This window comes from Bacteroides coprosuis (assembly GCF_020741705.1).
In the GTDB taxonomy this organism is placed as follows: Bacteria; Bacteroidota; Bacteroidia; order Bacteroidales; family Bacteroidaceae; genus Bacteroides_E; species Bacteroides_E coprosuis.
Window position 1 is genome coordinate 1 of sequence record NZ_DYYK01000029.1, and the last position, 16,189, is coordinate 16,189.

The following is a 16,189-nucleotide window of genomic DNA, read 5'->3' on the forward strand; positions in this document are numbered from 1 at the left end:
GAAGATGTTTTCATAATTCTAATTTTAAGAAAAGCTAATACTTATAAAACGAGATATCTCTCCAAAAGGTTTAAAGCAAAGAAGCTTCTTCTTTTAGGTCTATTTTGGTATTAAACTAATGACTGATAGCCAACCCCGAAATTGAGATTTACATCCATAGACCGAAGAATAATTAGCTCATGAACAAGGCTTGTAAAAGCCTATAAATCAATAAGCTATTAAGATTGCAATATCCCTCTCAAAAGATTTTAAAATATTATTGACCGAATTAGTTTGTATATTCAAATCTTTACTTACATTTGCGCCCGAAAACTCTTAATTTAAGAAACATGAAGAAAGATACATATGATGATTTCGATGACTTAGATGATATTCAAGGCTTCGATAACAACAATGATTATTATCAAGATTTTGATGATAATGACAACTTTGATGATGAAGATTTCAAAGATGATGATTCATATGAAATGATAGATTCATACCTCCTAGATGAAAAGGACTGGGATGAAGACAAGGCATGGGATGACGATGAAGATGACAACTTCATTGATGAAGAACCCGAAGATAAATGGGAAGATTAAAAAAATAATCCTGTTTTATATTTCATTTAAAAAAAAGTCGATTAAGGAGGTATCAGCGGATATCTCCTTTTTTGTTTTATGAATTGGAGAATAGTCAATCTTTAGAAAAAGAAGCATTTCCCATCCTGTTTTCTAGTCTCAAATACTAGGCAATCATTGTCCTTTTTAAAGGAGTATTGATTTATTCTGACACCGACATGATAACGACATGTCGGTGTCATGATGATGACATGACTTAGTCAAACCATCTTCATAGCCCTATAAATCAACACCTTTCTATCAGGAAGAAAATTATCCTATTTATTCTGTCTGAAGAGTTAAAATGGACTTCGGAAATAAGTAAATAACTTGATTTTGTGTATCTATAAAGAAGGACTGAAATTGGTGAAAGAACCCCATACCCAGATGATTGAATTTAGACTCAAGAACGATAAGAGGATATACTTTTAAATGATTGATCTGAGCCTCATCATAATAATATACCTGAGTCGGTTTTCGTTTATCAAAGAGGGACATAAGCTCTTCGCTCTCTATCTTTGAGGGAGTCAGTACCTTATTTAAGCGACGGATATTCTTGGCTGTCAGTGAGAGGTATGTGTTACTACCCGTATCTATCATCACTTTAAACTCCTCCCCATGGATACTCAATTTTACCGTAGGCTGTTTTGGGTTTGAATAGTGTAACTCAATAGTCTTCTGCTCTTTCAAAAAAGAAGGAATAGAATCAGGAGGATAAACAGATAAAGAGTTTTGATCCAAATTAAAAAACCAATTGGCACTACTAATGATGTTCATGCCTATAATCCCCTTTGGGAAATATTGATGTACCACTTGTTCGGGTATAGCCTTTAGAGGAAGATGAGCAAACACAGCATGATCAATCTCTAACGCCCCTACTTTTATCTGAGCGTGCATATAAAGTTTACCTCTTTTCAATCTACCGTTAGCATCAGAAAGTAGTCGGTGTGATACTGTTCGAAACGTAGTATCTAGGCTATCGGCATCCAGGAGTAAAGAATAAACACAGCCCGTATCCCATAGGTACTCATCAGATGAAATTAGATGAATAGAATTGGAGTCGAGAGGTATGGTACAAGGTTGTACAATAGATTTACCCCAATGTGGACTTTTACAAGAATAAAAAAGAAGCAGGGTAAACACCCCCAAAAATGTCAAACAAAAGAATCTTTTATACATAGTTACTCAAATCACCATCTCTAAAATTACTTTATTATCGAATATTTCAAAAGAATGAATACGATAAATATTAAGAAAACCTTTCAAGCCAATGATCTCTTTGAGGTTCAGTTGAATTTCCTTCTTAGCAACATTCCATTGGAGTACATCACTCTTAAATTTCTCTTTCATAAAGAACTTTGTACCCCGAACCACCAGATGTGTCAAGGGATTTATCTTATAGCCGAAAAGCACAGAATAATCGTCAACATGAAGCACATTAATTTTGAAAGTAGTCATATAGCTTACTTTTACTTTATTGAAATCAGAGTACTCAATGCCTATGGATACCTTAAAGTAAGATTGGATAAACTGCTCAAGCTCTGGAATAGTTATTTCTATCTTCATAAGTTTCTTTCATCAGTCCTCAGTTCAATATAAGAATAATTAATGGATACTTCTCACGCAAGAGGTATTTAGTGTTCAAGCATAATTACCCCAGTTGCTTTACATACAAAGAATCATTTATAAACGGCTTATTCAATCAGCATCTCTTGCATCAACTTTAATATTTCGGTTACACTTACCTCACCTGAATTCACAGCCTTACTACCCACATTATAAGGGCGATAAACCTCAATAGGGGTAATATTAAATAAAGCCAGAGTAGGAATACGAGAAGCACTTGCTAAGTGCATTACTCCACAATCTGCTGTTAAGAATAAAGCTCCACAAGAGAGAACAGCCGACATTTCACGAAGGTTCTTACTATAATAGATAGCCGCTTTAAAATCGATTTGAGAGATGTTTTCTTTGGGAAGGACTTCTATTAAGTTGTACTCAGGGAAAGTTTGTTCCAGCTGATTGTAAAACTGTTTCCACCACTCTTTGGTGAAACATTTCTTACCAGTAGCATAGGTATAAAAAAAGAGAGTAGGCTTATTATTCTTTACCAAAGAGCGATAAATCTCTTCACCTCGATGAATCTCTTCTGTACTCAAATTTAAGGAAAGCTCAGGAATGTTTTTGACTTTTTCATTATGGATAATCTGCCTAAAATTATAGACAGGATACTTAGCCATATGCCTATAATCTGGATATTTCTGTTCCAAAGCTGCATCTGATTCACCAAAACTTCGGTAAGTAGCACGGGCAAAAAAAGTGGATAGCCTACCAGATGAAGAATCGGGCATAGTATTTAAAACTAAATCATAATGCTCCTTTCTTATTTTAAACCACGATTTAAGGTACTTATACAGATTCTTAAAGGGCTTTCCTGGAAGCGTTAAAATATGATCTACTTGATTGTAGTTTTTATACAGAATTGAGGCTACTCCACCCCTCACAAATAGATCCACTTTAGCTTGAGGAAATACATCTTCAATCTCTTGTAATAAGGGGGTTATCATGAGTAAATTACCTAGCCTAGAGTTTGGTCGATTAATCAGAATACGAATAGGCTTTCCCGATGCTTGAAGAGCCGATAAATCATTCTTATGTATAGATGTTCCTATATGCTTAGTAAGGGAGTACAATATCTTTTTACGAAGAGCATTTATTTCCTTTTTCATTATAGAGTCCTCTTTTTATAGATAATCACTACAAAATAACAGCTCATTTTTGTAGAAACTCTAAAGAATTAACTGATACAGAGAGTAATACCATTAAACTTCTCTAAAATGACTAAAAATAAGGATATATCTCCTTCTCTGCGTATTTATTTTTTAAATCTCAGACACAAACTTAACTTTATTTCTTCCAATACACTTTACAAAGATGAGGTTATTATATCCCTACAATCTTTTTACTAATACTAATGAAAAATAGAATCCTCTTTGATATTCAAATTTTAACTCAAATAAACACATAAATATCAAGTAGTTTACTATATTAAGAACAGATAAAAGAATGAATGTACTTAACCACTTTTTCAGTTTTATCTAACCTTATAAAAACGAATACGATGAATAAGTTATATTCTATTTGTCCCTATTGTGGGTCTAAAAATATACACCTATTATCAAAATCTGTGAGTTCAGCAATGGCAACCTCAGAGCCTATCTTTGAGACTTTAAATCTTGTGCCGTATGCCCACTCAACTATATCTATTCTTAAATGTTATAATTGTGGACATCAGTGTGAGTTAGAAAACAAGAAAACAGAAAGCTACAATACACCTATTCAAAGTTCTATTCATAAAAAGGGTCTAAAAAAAGAGCTTTATGTATGTATGAATTGTGGCAAAGAATCATTGCTAGGAGCAACTCCTATTTGCACAAGTTGTGGTAAACCTCTTACAGATCAAGAGAAAGTAACTACATCTCCTAAAAGACTAGGACAAGGAGTTCAATTAAACGCTCTTTGGATTACTTTCCTATTTGTCCTTATAGGACTTGTAGTTTTCGCTTATGTGTATTGGATTTATTAATAATTTATTACAGTTATGACAAATGAACAGCTTAACAAGCTAGCCAAACTTCGTCAGTTGGCACGAAAGCACGAACTTAGTTTTTCCGATTTTAAAGAGGAGATTTTTAAGGCTAACCAAGATCAAGAATTTTATTTTCAATTGAATGGAAAAGAGAATATTGATCTTTGTGAATACATCGAGGAATTAAATAAACTAAGACTTTTTTGCCACAAGTAATAAATTTATGACTATAACTCTCTACAAAACAAAACATCCAGTCTTTCTCCTATAACAGAAAAGACTGGATGTTTTGTTATTTATATTTCTTTCTCTTAAATCAATCGAACCGCATCTATTACTTTGGTAAACTCGGTGTCAATAGAATCTTTTACGCCTGTAATAGATATTTGATACCAGCTTCCCTTGTACATAAAGTTGAGCCCTTTCACATAAACATTATTTTGAGGCTCGGGAGCTTCAATCTGTAGAGTTTCAAATTCTATAGCATTTCTGCCTTGAAACTGGGTAGATTGACAAGTAATCCCCGATTCTTTCAGGCTCTTGAGGTAGTTTTCTGTAAAGGCTGCTTCATCTTCATCGGCTCTGAACACCGTGATATTCAGTATTTCTATCGGTTTGTCGCTAAGCATCATCACATAGGCAGCCTGAAGCTTATTCTTCGTATCCATCCTATTCGTCATGCTGATGAATGTTTTGTCTTGCATCAATTTATAATCGGAACGAATGGCAAAGTTACTTTGTACATACTCTTTATAGTCTTCTTCTCCCATAACATAATAAGCTTCTTCATGTTCATTCTCTTTGAGCGAGTTGTACAGACGCATTGCCTCAGCTTCCTTCACCCCTACACCTTTGTAATAAATAATATAGTCTGATTTCTTTCCTTGCTTGAGCATATACCATTCTTGAACAGCAAGTAACCCTTTGGAAAATTGATAATGAATGATGCTATCATTTTGGGATACCTTTGTGATGTATGATTTCTTATCTGAATAATCTCTATCAATCTGATCATCGGCTTGAGTAACAAAAGATTTCTGATTGATGTATTTTTCGGGAGTCACTGTAATAAACCGAAAATCAGTATCTTCATTTTCGTGCGTGTACAAAACAATATGAGAAGGGTATTCGCGCTCTTGCAGCCCCGTTCTTGCCTCAATTGTCAATAGAGAATCCCCCGAATGGTAAGCTTGAAGATGAGTAGATTCTCCACTTCCGCAAGAGGTAACCAACAAAGCAGAGAGCAGTGTAGCCCCAACACCTATATAATATCGCATAGTTCTTATCTTTTTTTGAGTTTCTATAAAGGTACAATTAAGTAAACACAAAAAAACTCTTAGCAAGCATTTTTACTAAGAGTTTCTATTTACCTTTTATACCTTATTATTCTTCATTCAAGCGAATAGAAGACACAAAATAGTTGTAGTTTTCATCCAAACTATCTTTATCTGATACAACAGCTATTTGGTAAAACCTCCCTTTATACATTAAATTGAGCATCTTTACATAATTGATTGCCTCATTCTGTTCATTCTCTGAAGGTTTCTCTGTTACCTTATATTCAAACTCATAAGCAGATAAGCCATTGTATTCTATCGGATTAATCTTAACTTCCCCCTCTTCTATCTTATTCAGGTATAGTTTAAGATACTCATCGGCCTTACCATTGATCTCATATACAAAGATAAAAGCAAAAGAAGAGACCACCTCGGTGGGTTTGCTAGAATAGGCATGTGTAAGTCTTCGAATGTCATAATCCCAATTGTTTTCAAAAGCAATAACCGATTTATTCACTACCATATTAAACTCAGCAGGAATAACTAAGTCAATATCTTTGTACACCCTAAGCCCCTCGTGGGTTTCAATAAAGCTAGGCAGTGCATATTCATTTTCCCGAATGGAATTGTATAAACGTACAGCTTCTTCTTTATTAATATTTTGCCCACTATAAAAGATATTATAATAATAATCTTTGCAGTGCTTCATCATATACCAATCATCGGTATCTGCTGAACCCTTAGAGTATTTATAATGACGGATGCTATCATCTCCCTCTACAAACTGAAGTTTGTGATTCCCTTGTGCATTACGTTCATCTACCTCTTTTGTAACCAAGTCCACATAGGAAATAGATGAATCGGGGATGACTTTCCGAATCAAAATCATATTGGCATAATCAGGATTATCTTTATTCTCGTGTTGTAGCAGAATGCGTAAGGGCTCATCTACTATTTTTTCATAAGCACGAGAAGCATTAAAAGAGAATGTAGAGTCGATGGCATGATAAGTTTGTAACTCTCCCTCACCCTCTTGACCTAATGTTCCTTTACAAGCACTTAAAGTAAGAGTCGCCAATAGATAGATGGCTAAAAGTATATTTTTGGGCATAAATAGTTCTTATTACATATAAAACTGATGTTTATTCAGCATAAATTGTTCTGTACTGCTAAAGTAATCATTTTAGCTATATTAACATAGTTTTATAAAAAGAAACTTTTCAAAATATTTGTTTTTAACAATTCAATATGAAGATTGGGCTATCTTATTTTATATCTCTGAGTTCTTTTCCTTTTAATAAGGCATAAAGCGTATGTTTGGGTGAGCCAATAGCTTGAGCAGTATAGATGCCCGTATGTCCCGAAAACAGATAAGCCGTTACGCAGGCTAAGCCAAGCCATATTCCTGCTTCTGCCCCAAACAACTCTATACCCATCAGAGTACATGCTATGGGGGTATTGGTAGCTCCTGCAAAAACAGCCACGAAACCCATACCCGCTAACAGCCCCATAGGCAAGGGAATAATACCAAATAGGGCACTACCCAATGTTGCACCAATGAAGAACAGAGGAGTAACTTCTCCGCCTTTAAACCCTACACCCAATGTAAAGGTTGTTAATACTATTTTCAGTAAGAAAACATACCCTTCTTGTTGTGTGGTAAAAGATTCTACGATAGTGGGTACACCTAAACCTATAAATTTGGTTGTGCCCATTAAAGCGATGATAACTACCAAGATACCTCCACCTATTACAGGACGGAGGGGTGCGTATGAAACATACTTTTTAGCCAACTGCGACCAAAATCGAACCATCTTAGAAAAAAGCATTGCTGCTAAACCAAACAAGATGCCTACAAGTAAAACAGAAGCTATGTGGAGGGGTGTAATTTCTGGTATAACACCTATTTCATAGTGCGTATGGGCAACACACCACAATGAGTGACAGGTATAGTGTGCAGCAATGGCGGCCATAAAACTGGGAAAAATGGCCTCGTACCGTATTCTGCCAACAACAAGTACCTCTAGTGCGAATACTGCGCCTGCAAGTGGTGTTCCAAAAACAGAGGCAAAACCAGCACTTACTCCTATGATTATCATAATTCGTCTATCTCTTTTCTTAAAATGAAGCCAAGAAGAGAGTTTATCGCTGATAGCCCCGCCCATCTGCACAGCCGTTCCTTCTCGTCCTGCCGAACCCCCAAAGAGATGGGTTAATACTGTTCCTATAAAGACCAACGGAGCCATGCGAAAGGGAATGATATTTTTGGGATGATGAATCTCTTCGATCAGATAGTTATTCCCCTTATCAGAACCTTTACCGTAATAGTGATAAAGTAAACCGATTACCAAGCCTGCTAAAGGAAGCAAGGCAATGATCCATAAGTGTGATTCTCTATAATCGGTTGCCCAGTTTAGGGAAACAAGTAAGGCAGCCGATGCTGAGCCTACTAAGAATCCCACCAAACTAGCTACTAATCCCCACTTTAGTAAATAAATGAATAAGGGTATTTGCTCCAATCTATTCCAATAATTTAGGTTTGACATCTTGTCCATCGGGTTTATCCTTTTTAAAAGTTATAATATAGCAGCGAAGAAAGAGGATACTTATCGGCGAAGAAAGAAAATAAAGGGCATAAAAAAACCACTCCCAATAACTTACGTCCTAAGCATCATATCTCGCGGTTATGAGTATGATATCGTAGGAACTATCAGCTATTATTAGCGGTTTATGACAGGGAAGTTCCATTCCCTATTTGCTTTGCAAAAATAGAAAAGCTTTTTTAATCTCACAAATTATCGATTCTTAAAATGAGTAAAATAGAACAATCCTTTTCTCTTTTTAAAATCATCTCTTTCCTTTGCCACAACCATGAGTTTATTCGATCAGGGTTAAGACAGTGTCTTGTCGGTGTCAAAGCATCATCATGTCGGTGTCATGATATTTTGCCTCCTTGACAACCAAACACTTACATTATTCGTTTTTTATCCTAAATGTATTTACTTCCTTCTCGAATACTAAGTTTGCTCATCACATCTCTATGTTGGTTTATGAAGCTCCTTACCCAATCCGAATCTGTTTTACTGTATTCTCGTAATATCCATCCGATGGCTTTTTGCACAAAGAAATCGGGATGATTTGTATTGTTCAAAATGACCTCGGACAGCAATTCTAAATCTGTTTCTTCTTTTAAAGATAATTGATAGGCGATGGCTGCTCGCCGCAACCATTTATTATCATCTAAACTCCATGCTCGCATACGCTTTTTTAGTCTAGGATCTGCTTGTACCATACTAGCTATAACGATATACAATGAATCTACACTATCCCACCACGACTTCGTTGTAATCAGCTTTTCAATAGACTCTAAATCTTTAGAAACAAGAAGTGGAGTAACCCGATGTAAGTAATCACAGGCTACATATTGAAGTTCACGATACGGACAATCCCAACATTTCTGTATCAAGCACCAATCAACTACTTCATGATATTTTGCTTCTTGGAATAGAGGTTTGGCAATTTTACGACGTTCGGGAGTGGCAATACCTAAAAACGAAAACTGATTTCGCATATACTTTTCCATCTGTGCAGCTCTCTCTTTATCTTGTACTGCTTGATATTGCTTGAGTAAACTATTAAAATTCATCCTATTAATATTTAGAGGAGAAGAGATATAAAACAAAAACTACCTTCATTTATCTGTTTGAGGTAAAAGAAGATAGTTTTTATACTTAAATAGTTGAGATAAAATGCGTGGGTTTCTACTTGGAGTGGTTGTAAATCAACAACCCAATTAATCCGATAGATGCGAATACAGCAAATAAAAACGGACGTAATGGAATCCAAGAAAGCAAATAAAGTACCACTGAAAGTACAATGACTATCAAGGCAAATAATGTAAGAGATTTTTCTTTGGGATTCATATTATTTTATCTTTAAAATGAATTTATAAATTTATAAAAAATAAGGTAGAACACAGCCCTTATGTTTATAAAAATCAAGCTCATGTCTTATATTAAAGGATATTCATCACTTCTTCCCAGTTATTAGCTCTCTCGTAAGATGGGTTTTGGATGTAGATATTGTGAGGTTGAGTAAATATAATTTTCCTGCCCTCAAAGTAGTTTAAGTTTTTAGGGTGATCATCGAGCATTATATCTCCCTTAATTACATCTTTTCGACCACACAACACAATCTGTTTCCAATTTATAAACGGAAAATGCTTGTGCATCCATTTTAGTTTTTCAGTTGGACTATTAGGAAATTCCGTTGCCGAAGAGACAATCAGCAAGTTGTATTTATCATTGAGGTACCGAAGTCCCTGAACACATCCTGGTATCAAAGGTGCTGTTTGAAAGAATCCTGGTCGATGTACATAAGCATAACCATCTTCAAAGGCTTCACTTTCCATTTTACCATAAAGCGACTCTATCTTGTGTTTTATTCCTTTTTCTTCATATTCTATTTTGAGTAACTGTGCATAGACATCTGCTAGCACACCATCCATATCAACTAATAATGTTTTCATATCTTAATTTGAGTTTGAAACAAACGTACCGAAAAGAGTTAACAACTTATAAGGAGGAATTGTTATTTTTTGGGGAGAGATAAGTATTGAAAAGTTGTATAAAGAATAAGACACAAAAAAGCCTTCTTAGCTGTAGAACACAAAAATTTGAACAACAAACCTCTGATGGTCTTTCACTAGGAAGGCTTTTAAAAATTGAATTTGGTAATCTCAAGAGAATATTCTAAAGACATAAAAAAAGAGATTCGGCACACGAGAATAACGCATGAAAATGAGAGAACCAATTTTTGTATTCTCGTATGCGAACCTTTAAGAAGCCTTCTAATAAACTAAGCATTCATTATGCCTAAACTTACTTATCATCTGACAAACTCTAGCATACTTAAAGAAATGCGGCTTCTTTTAATCTTTAACTATCTAAACGTAATTATAAAAACTTCATTTTAAGTTATCCTTTTACTTGGTGAGAAGTTACCCGCTAGTAACCTCCCCCAAGTTGAGTAAAAGTCTAGAACAATGTGCTCAGTTAAAGCACTACAAATTTCTATGATGAACTCTATACTCTTCAGGACAATAGAAAAAGGTTGGGTTATAGGATATTTATGGTATAGCTAACAGCATTACTTTAAACGAATAATAAAACCTTGATCTATCCAGTAAGGTGTAGCATATCCCCCCACTATTTCAAGAATAAAGCTACACCTCATTTATTGTGATTATTATTATGAAAGTTCCAACTAAAAGAGGAAACGATATAAGCTTCCTCTTTTTAGAGAAGGTGAAATATTGGTTTTTCTTATTATATATGGACAAACTCAGAATATTCTAAAAAAACAACGTCAGCTCCATACGCATGATAAAACCAAGAATACTAACTAATAACCTTCTCTGTTTTCAAATAGTGTATTTATAAATAATTCAAACTCTCCTTAAAGCTGTAAAACCAACTTCTTAAAGACAAAATATCAATACTCAACCTGCAAGCATAACATAAAAGCACGTAAATATTAAACTTAACTAATCTCTAGTTAGTATCTCTACTAATCACGAATATAACCTAATCACACTACAAGCTGAGTAACTCCTCAATATCATTATATCATAGATCTATTTTTTTACTACCCCAATTTGTGCATGTGACCCTCAAGATCATTAGAACTAGCACTACCTATGTACCATAAAAACTAGTTTTAGTCTATATATACAGTTCCATAATCAAGTGGGTCACATGACAAATTTAAGTAGCTTCATAAGTAGGTTATTGCTAACCTTATACATGAAAAGCAGAATCTAAGAAAGCTTTTCATCAACTGCCCTTATGAAGTAAGCAAGCATACTATTGAGTGGAGTCCCCATATTTACCATACCCACAGTACTTCTTGCATTTTTAAATTAAGCCGAACTTTCCAGACTATTAATTCGCATTGATTTCACTACCCTTAATGTTAAATCAATTATTCAAATCAAAAGGTCTTTTCTCTATTCACTTACTTCTCGCTTAAACCAGGAACTATGCTATGTCTTTTCCAAAACTTAATCGTAAAAGTAAATTAGGAATAAAAAAGAGCGACTTTAAACTCTTAGCAGTTTCAACATTTCTAAAAAACGCACAGCCTTCGTTTCCGTTGACTGCATTGCAAAGATGAAAATTTCTGATTATTTCTATGTTTAAATAATCCCCAAATGGGTTAAAAATCTACCATAGACAAAAAAAAGCCCCTACAGCAATTGTAGGGGCTTTTAATGATTTATTTTATTCTTCTTTATTGTGAATTTGATGTATATAATCGGATGGAGAAGAACCATATTTCTTCTTAAAAGCAGTACTAAAATAACGAGGATCATTAAAACCTACACTAAATGCTACTTCAGCAATCTGTACATCTGGATTCTTCTCCATAGCTAGCCGGGCAGCATTCAAACGAATGTGATTAATGAAGGCTATGGGCGTCAATCCTGTCAATGATTTTAATTTATCATTAAGGGTTGTACGAGAAGTGAACATCTCGCTCACAAACTTAGTTAAGTCAAAATCGGCATCACTCAAGTATTTGTTTACAGTATCTACTGCCTGTTGCAAGAAGTCTTGATCAATAGAGTTATAATCAAGTTCTTTACTATCAAACACCAATTGCTTACGGAAATCCACCTTAACACGTTCAGCTTTCTCAAGCAAATTATCTACACGTGCATAAAGCAATGGGAAACTAGGTGGTTTTGCAAAGTAGCTATCCGCACCATATTTATATCCCTCAATCATATCTTCTTCAGTTTGCTTAGCAGTAAGCAAGATAACAGGGATATGGCTATATTCTAAATGCGACTTGGTATATTGGCACAAGGATAGACCATCTATCTCGGGCATCATAATATCAGATATAATAATATGAATCTCTTTTTCCTTCAATATATCAATTGCCTCAGCCCCATTAGTGGCTGTAAACACATTGTATTTGGAAGAGAAGATACGATTCATGGCATAGAGCAACTCTAAGTTGTCTTCTACCAATAAAAGATGTCTGGTTTCATCAAACTTCACCTCTGAAGAAGGAAGCTCTTCCCCCTCATCTACTAAAGCATCAATAACCGCATTTTTACGTATCGTAATAGATTCATCTATCTGATAAGGATCGTAAGAGTCTTTATTAGAAGGAAGCACAACCGTAAAGGTGGAACCAACTCCCACTTTACTTTCCACCTTGATTTCCCCCTTATGTAGGGTTACTAAATCTTTGGTTAGAGCCAATCCGATACCTGTACCTATGGTATTGTAGCTTCTATATTTTCCTTCGTAAAAGTGTTGAAACAAGGTAGGTAGCAAGTTTTCTTCAATACCCTCACCCGTATCAATCACAGAAATGACAACCTGATGAGCCAAAGTATTGTAATTGAGCTTTACGGTAATAGAGCCATTCTCACTATTGTACTTAGTCGCATTGGAAAGCAGGTTATCATAATTTTATCCACCTTGTCGGGGTCAAAATACACCAAAGTACCCTCGTCCATATTCGACTCAAACGTAATCGTTAGATTTTTCGACTTAATAAGCGGACGGAAGGATGCAATACTGTTTCTTATAAACAAGTCCAGATCTCCCTGAGTCACACAAAGATGAGCCTTACCTCCTCCCACTTTTCTAAACTCAAGAATCTGCTGTATCAAACGAATTAATCTTAGAACATTAGTTTTAATACTTTGTATCGCAAGATTTTCCTCCTTTGTGGTGCTTTTAATATCGGCTAGTGAAGCAGATATAATAGTTAAAGGAGTCATCAGCTCATGCGTAATATTCGTAAAGAACTGAAGCTTATTGTGGTTTACCTCATCGGTTTTTTGCTTACGCAACTCAATCATCTTTAATTGATGCTTTAGTTTAGAACGGTTGCGTACTGCTCTAATAATTAAGACTATAATTAAGAATAAAGTTAATGTATATAGTACATAAGCCTTAGTAGATAACCAGAAGGGAGGAAGAACTTTTATAGTAACACTATTCTCTGCATCAAACCACTCTCCACTCACATTGGTACCTTGCATATACAGTTTATACGTACCACTTCTCAAGTTACTATAGTGTGCAAAAGATTTTTGATAATCGGTATATATCCAATTGTGATCGTATCCCTCAAGCTTATACGCCAGCAAGTTTTGACTCGGGTCGGCGTAGTTGAGTACAGCAAATTCTAAGGTAAAGTTGTTTTTATCATGAGATAACGTAATGACATTAGAGTGATCTAGTGATTGAGAGGTAATAGCCTCCCTCTCCGACTTAGGTAATTCGCGAAAAGACTGATTAAAGATCTTCAAGTCTGTCAGCATAATCGGATAGAAGTTCTTACTAGCTTGTCGTTCATTGGGCTTAATGTAATTTAATCCGTTATTACCTCCAAAAAACAAGATACCCTTATCCGATTTAAATGAAGCATTCAAGTTAAAGAAGTTATCTTGCAAGCCATCCGATTTTGTAAAGTGCAATATCTTATCCAAATTATTATTGTCGGGGATACTCAATTCTATTAATCCAGTATTGGTCGTTACCCACAAGTGTTCCACATCATCCTCAATGATATTGGTAACAATCTGACCGATATACTTGTGCTCTTCAGCATAGGGTTCAAAGCTATTTTTATTTCGATTGAGCAGATACAAACCGCCTCCATCACTACCTGCCCACAAGCGATTACTATGATCTACACAAATCGTTAATACATTATCGATCAGACCATTCTTTCGTTGAAGAGTATAAAAAGAAAGCTCTTTCCCTTTGCCACTGTCTTTGATACAAAAGACTCCACTACCATTATTAACGCCCCATATTGCACCATCTTTATCTTGAGCTAAGCTCAGTATCTGACCTAGTTTGCCAACGGCATTAGCATTGTACACAATATCATCTAGAGGGGTATAAACTCCTCTTTTTTCTACCACGCCCAAACCTTGTCGGGTACCTATCCACAAGCCTCCCTCTCTATCTTCTAGCAAACAAGAAACTCTGTTATCGGTAAAGCTTGGGATAGTGTGAGAGTTGAGTTGGGTTACTTTTCCCGTCTTCGTATTTAGCACCCATACTCCGTCTTCATTGGTAGCAAAACAGATCTCATCTTGCTCTCTACGAGCAACAATAGCACGGATAGAAGTAATGCCCTTTGGCAAATCTGCAAACTCTTTGAGTTCGCTATAATGCTTATAAGAACCTGTAACAATATCATAAGCAATAAAGCCAAAGCCCTTAATCCCAATCCATAATATACGGAGGTCATCATAATAAATGCTTTGTACTGAGCGAGTATTAAATTGACGCATCACCTTATCCAGAGAGATCGTTTTAAAATAAGGTTTAGTGGGAATCACTTTAGATACTCCCCCTCCATACATACCTATCCATATTACACCATCACGAGAAGAGGTTATACTACTCACTTCACTAAAGGGCAAACTATGTTTTTTACTCTCATCGGGAAAATAGTTTTGGAACTGATCTTGATCACTATCCATATTCAACAAACTCAATCCCTTACGAGATCCAATCCATAAATTACCCGATTCTTTATCTTCGTACAACGAATAAACAACATCATCTAAAAGTGAATTTAAGTCGTTCTCTCTATTTTTGTAATGACGAATAGCTGTTTTGGCAGAGTCGTTAGGGTTAATAATTTTATACAAACCATCTCCTGCAGTACCTACCCAGATGTTTTCAGAGGAATCTTGATAGATGGTGTTAGCATAAGAATCAAAATTGGGAAGATGAACCTGATGTAGTGTTTTAGAGCTGACATGATACTTCTATAGCTCTTTATTCCAAGTACCCACCCAGATGTTTTCTTGTCTATCTAGACAGATACTTTTGATATCATCACCAGCTACGGCATTGACCACTTTCTTTCTATCGGGAGAAATGTATAGTAGTCCTTTGTTGGACCCGATCCATACTTCATTGTTTTTGGTAACAATAATACCTCCTTCTACAATCACATTATCCAGTAAAGGATGCTTCATATCGGTTGTCTTTCCCGATACCTTATCGAGCAGCACCAACCCTGCATTCGTACCCACCCACAAAGTAGAATTAAAATCTTCTACTACATAATTCACCATATTATTGATTGCTCCCTTTTCTGCCGAATAACCTAGCTTTGTATTCAAGTAGGAAAAGCCATCGTAGCGAACTAATCCATTGTAAGTAGCAAACCACATATAACCTTCTCTATCTTGATAGATATTCTGAATCTCCTTCGATGGAATATTGTCAGAAATATCTACAAAGGAAACAAGATCGGATGTTTTGTTGGCAGCATGAATCCCTTCAGAGTGAGAGATTCCGATTATGCAGATAAGTGCCATTACTAAATAGGCATAAGGTAGCTTTAACTTTATCATAAATTTTGTGCAAAATGTAATTTAAAGGATTCTTCTTGTTTCCTAAATTACTCAGAAAACAATATCCCTACCGAAGGTATTTAATTCTAATATAATACGCTTTAGAACTCTCTTGTTAGGGTAAATCTTCTACTTGATTAGGTATATTTTTAACCTAAAATCAATCTAGCAACTACTAAATTACAATATAAATAGTCAACACCTAAATAATATCCCAACCTTTTTTTAAGTAAATAAAGTATATTCTTTTTATCTAGATAAGCACTCCGTTTTTGAGGTGGGGTTGGAATTAAGCAGTTTCATAGGAAGAGATTAG

The 16,189-nt window shown here is 35.3% G+C and carries 15 protein-coding genes and 1 riboswitch; of the genes, 3 read left to right on the forward strand and 12 right to left on the reverse strand.

The window, feature by feature from the left end:
- Window positions 1-329: 329 nt before the first annotated feature.
- Complete coding sequence (locus tag K8V80_RS01690; protein WP_276775001.1) at window positions 330-581, forward strand: hypothetical protein; 252 nt, start codon at window positions 330-332, stop codon at window positions 579-581.
- Window positions 582-881: 300 nt separating this feature from the next.
- Here the strand turns inward: K8V80_RS01690 and K8V80_RS01695 are convergent, their stop codons facing one another.
- The 3 genes from K8V80_RS01695 to K8V80_RS01705 all read right to left on the reverse strand — a co-directional run bounded on the left by K8V80_RS01695 (window position 882) and on the right by K8V80_RS01705 (window position 3,328).
- Window positions 882-1,778, reverse strand: a complete 897-nt coding sequence (locus tag K8V80_RS01695) for a hypothetical protein (RefSeq protein WP_276775002.1) — start codon at window positions 1,776-1,778, stop codon at window positions 882-884.
- 6 nt (window positions 1,779-1,784) lie between these two features.
- Window positions 1,785-2,165: a hypothetical protein gene (locus K8V80_RS01700; protein WP_276775004.1), complete on the reverse strand. Its 381-nt coding sequence runs from the start codon at window positions 2,163-2,165 to the stop codon at window positions 1,785-1,787.
- A 128-nt stretch (window positions 2,166-2,293) separates the two neighbouring features.
- The gene (locus tag K8V80_RS01705; RefSeq protein ID WP_276775005.1) at window positions 2,294-3,328 is read right to left on the reverse strand and encodes a glycosyltransferase family 9 protein; all 1,035 of its coding nucleotides are present in this window, start codon (window positions 3,326-3,328) and stop codon (window positions 2,294-2,296) included.
- 392 nt (window positions 3,329-3,720) lie between these two features.
- On the opposite strand from K8V80_RS01705, the gene K8V80_RS01710 reads away from it, so the two are divergent.
- Both K8V80_RS01710 and K8V80_RS01715 read left to right on the forward strand, forming a co-directional pair.
- Window positions 3,721-4,185 (forward strand): hypothetical protein, encoded by a 465-nt coding sequence (locus tag K8V80_RS01710; protein WP_276775007.1) that lies wholly within the window; start codon window positions 3,721-3,723, stop codon window positions 4,183-4,185.
- Window positions 4,186-4,200: 15 nt separating this feature from the next.
- Window positions 4,201-4,404 carry a hypothetical protein gene (locus K8V80_RS01715; RefSeq protein WP_006745024.1) on the forward strand — a complete coding sequence of 68 codons (204 nt, stop codon included), beginning with the start codon at window positions 4,201-4,203 and terminating at the stop codon, window positions 4,402-4,404.
- 95 nt (window positions 4,405-4,499) lie between these two features.
- Here K8V80_RS01715 and K8V80_RS01720 read toward each other — a convergent pair whose 3' ends face one another.
- The 9 genes from K8V80_RS01720 to K8V80_RS01760 form a co-directional block, all read right to left on the reverse strand.
- Entirely contained in the window at window positions 4,500-5,465 is a 966-nt protein-coding gene (locus K8V80_RS01720) for a hypothetical protein (protein WP_276775009.1), read from the reverse strand.
- A 106-nt stretch (window positions 5,466-5,571) separates the two neighbouring features.
- Window positions 5,572-6,576 (reverse strand): hypothetical protein, encoded by a 1,005-nt coding sequence (locus K8V80_RS01725; RefSeq protein WP_276775010.1) that lies wholly within the window; start codon window positions 6,574-6,576, stop codon window positions 5,572-5,574.
- 154 nt (window positions 6,577-6,730) lie between these two features.
- Window positions 6,731-8,020, reverse strand: coding sequence for a voltage-gated chloride channel family protein (locus K8V80_RS01730; RefSeq protein ID WP_276775012.1), 1,290 nt, complete (start codon window positions 8,018-8,020; stop codon window positions 6,731-6,733).
- A 139-nt stretch (window positions 8,021-8,159) separates the two neighbouring features.
- A riboswitch (Fluoride riboswitch) is annotated at window positions 8,160-8,226 on the reverse strand.
- 228 nt (window positions 8,227-8,454) lie between these two features.
- Window positions 8,455-9,111: a DNA alkylation repair protein gene (locus K8V80_RS01735; protein ID WP_276775013.1), complete on the reverse strand. Its 657-nt coding sequence runs from the start codon at window positions 9,109-9,111 to the stop codon at window positions 8,455-8,457.
- Between the two features lie 115 nt (window positions 9,112-9,226).
- Window positions 9,227-9,388, reverse strand: a complete 162-nt coding sequence (locus K8V80_RS01740; protein WP_006745029.1) for a hypothetical protein — start codon at window positions 9,386-9,388, stop codon at window positions 9,227-9,229.
- 92 nt (window positions 9,389-9,480) lie between these two features.
- Entirely contained in the window at window positions 9,481-9,993 is a 513-nt protein-coding gene (locus K8V80_RS01745; protein WP_276775015.1) for a 5' nucleotidase, NT5C type, read from the reverse strand.
- Window positions 9,994-11,746: 1,753 nt separating this feature from the next.
- A complete protein-coding gene (locus K8V80_RS01750; RefSeq protein WP_338083531.1) occupies window positions 11,747-12,940 on the reverse strand; it encodes a hybrid sensor histidine kinase/response regulator transcription factor in 1,194 nt (397 codons plus the stop codon).
- Window positions 12,889-15,159, reverse strand: a complete 2,271-nt coding sequence (locus K8V80_RS01755) for a sensor histidine kinase (RefSeq protein ID WP_276775017.1) — start codon at window positions 15,157-15,159, stop codon at window positions 12,889-12,891. Before K8V80_RS01755 ends, K8V80_RS01750 begins: the two co-directional genes overlap by 52 nt.
- Window positions 15,160-15,279: 120 nt before the next feature.
- A complete protein-coding gene (locus K8V80_RS01760; protein ID WP_276775019.1) occupies window positions 15,280-15,873 on the reverse strand; it encodes a ligand-binding sensor domain-containing protein in 594 nt (197 codons plus the stop codon).
- Window positions 15,874-16,189 lie beyond the last annotated feature (316 nt).

Coding starts and splice junctions, on each gene's coding strand:
- K8V80_RS01700 (WP_276775004.1), bottom strand. CDS start 2,165: ATGAAGATAGAAATAACTATTCCAGAGCTTGAGCAGTTTATCCAATCT.
- K8V80_RS01745 (WP_276775015.1), bottom strand. CDS start 9,993: ATGAAAACATTATTAGTTGATATGGATGGTGTGCTAGCAGATGTCTAT.
- K8V80_RS01715 (WP_006745024.1), top strand. CDS start 4,201: ATGACAAATGAACAGCTTAACAAGCTAGCCAAACTTCGTCAGTTGGCA.
- K8V80_RS01760 (WP_276775019.1), bottom strand. CDS start 15,873: ATGATAAAGTTAAAGCTACCTTATGCCTATTTAGTAATGGCACTTATC.
- K8V80_RS01740 (WP_006745029.1), bottom strand. CDS start 9,388: ATGAATCCCAAAGAAAAATCTCTTACATTATTTGCCTTGATAGTCATT.
- K8V80_RS01710 (WP_276775007.1), top strand. CDS start 3,721: ATGAATAAGTTATATTCTATTTGTCCCTATTGTGGGTCTAAAAATATA.
- K8V80_RS01690 (WP_276775001.1), top strand. CDS start 330: ATGAAGAAAGATACATATGATGATTTCGATGACTTAGATGATATTCAA.
- K8V80_RS01735 (WP_276775013.1), bottom strand. CDS start 9,111: ATGAATTTTAATAGTTTACTCAAGCAATATCAAGCAGTACAAGATAAA.
- K8V80_RS01695 (WP_276775002.1), bottom strand. CDS start 1,778: ATGTATAAAAGATTCTTTTGTTTGACATTTTTGGGGGTGTTTACCCTG.
- K8V80_RS01730 (WP_276775012.1), bottom strand. CDS start 8,020: ATGGACAAGATGTCAAACCTAAATTATTGGAATAGATTGGAGCAAATA.
- K8V80_RS01725 (WP_276775010.1), bottom strand. CDS start 6,576: ATGCCCAAAAATATACTTTTAGCCATCTATCTATTGGCGACTCTTACT.
- K8V80_RS01705 (WP_276775005.1), bottom strand. CDS start 3,328: ATGAAAAAGGAAATAAATGCTCTTCGTAAAAAGATATTGTACTCCCTT.
- K8V80_RS01720 (WP_276775009.1), bottom strand. CDS start 5,465: ATGCGATATTATATAGGTGTTGGGGCTACACTGCTCTCTGCTTTGTTG.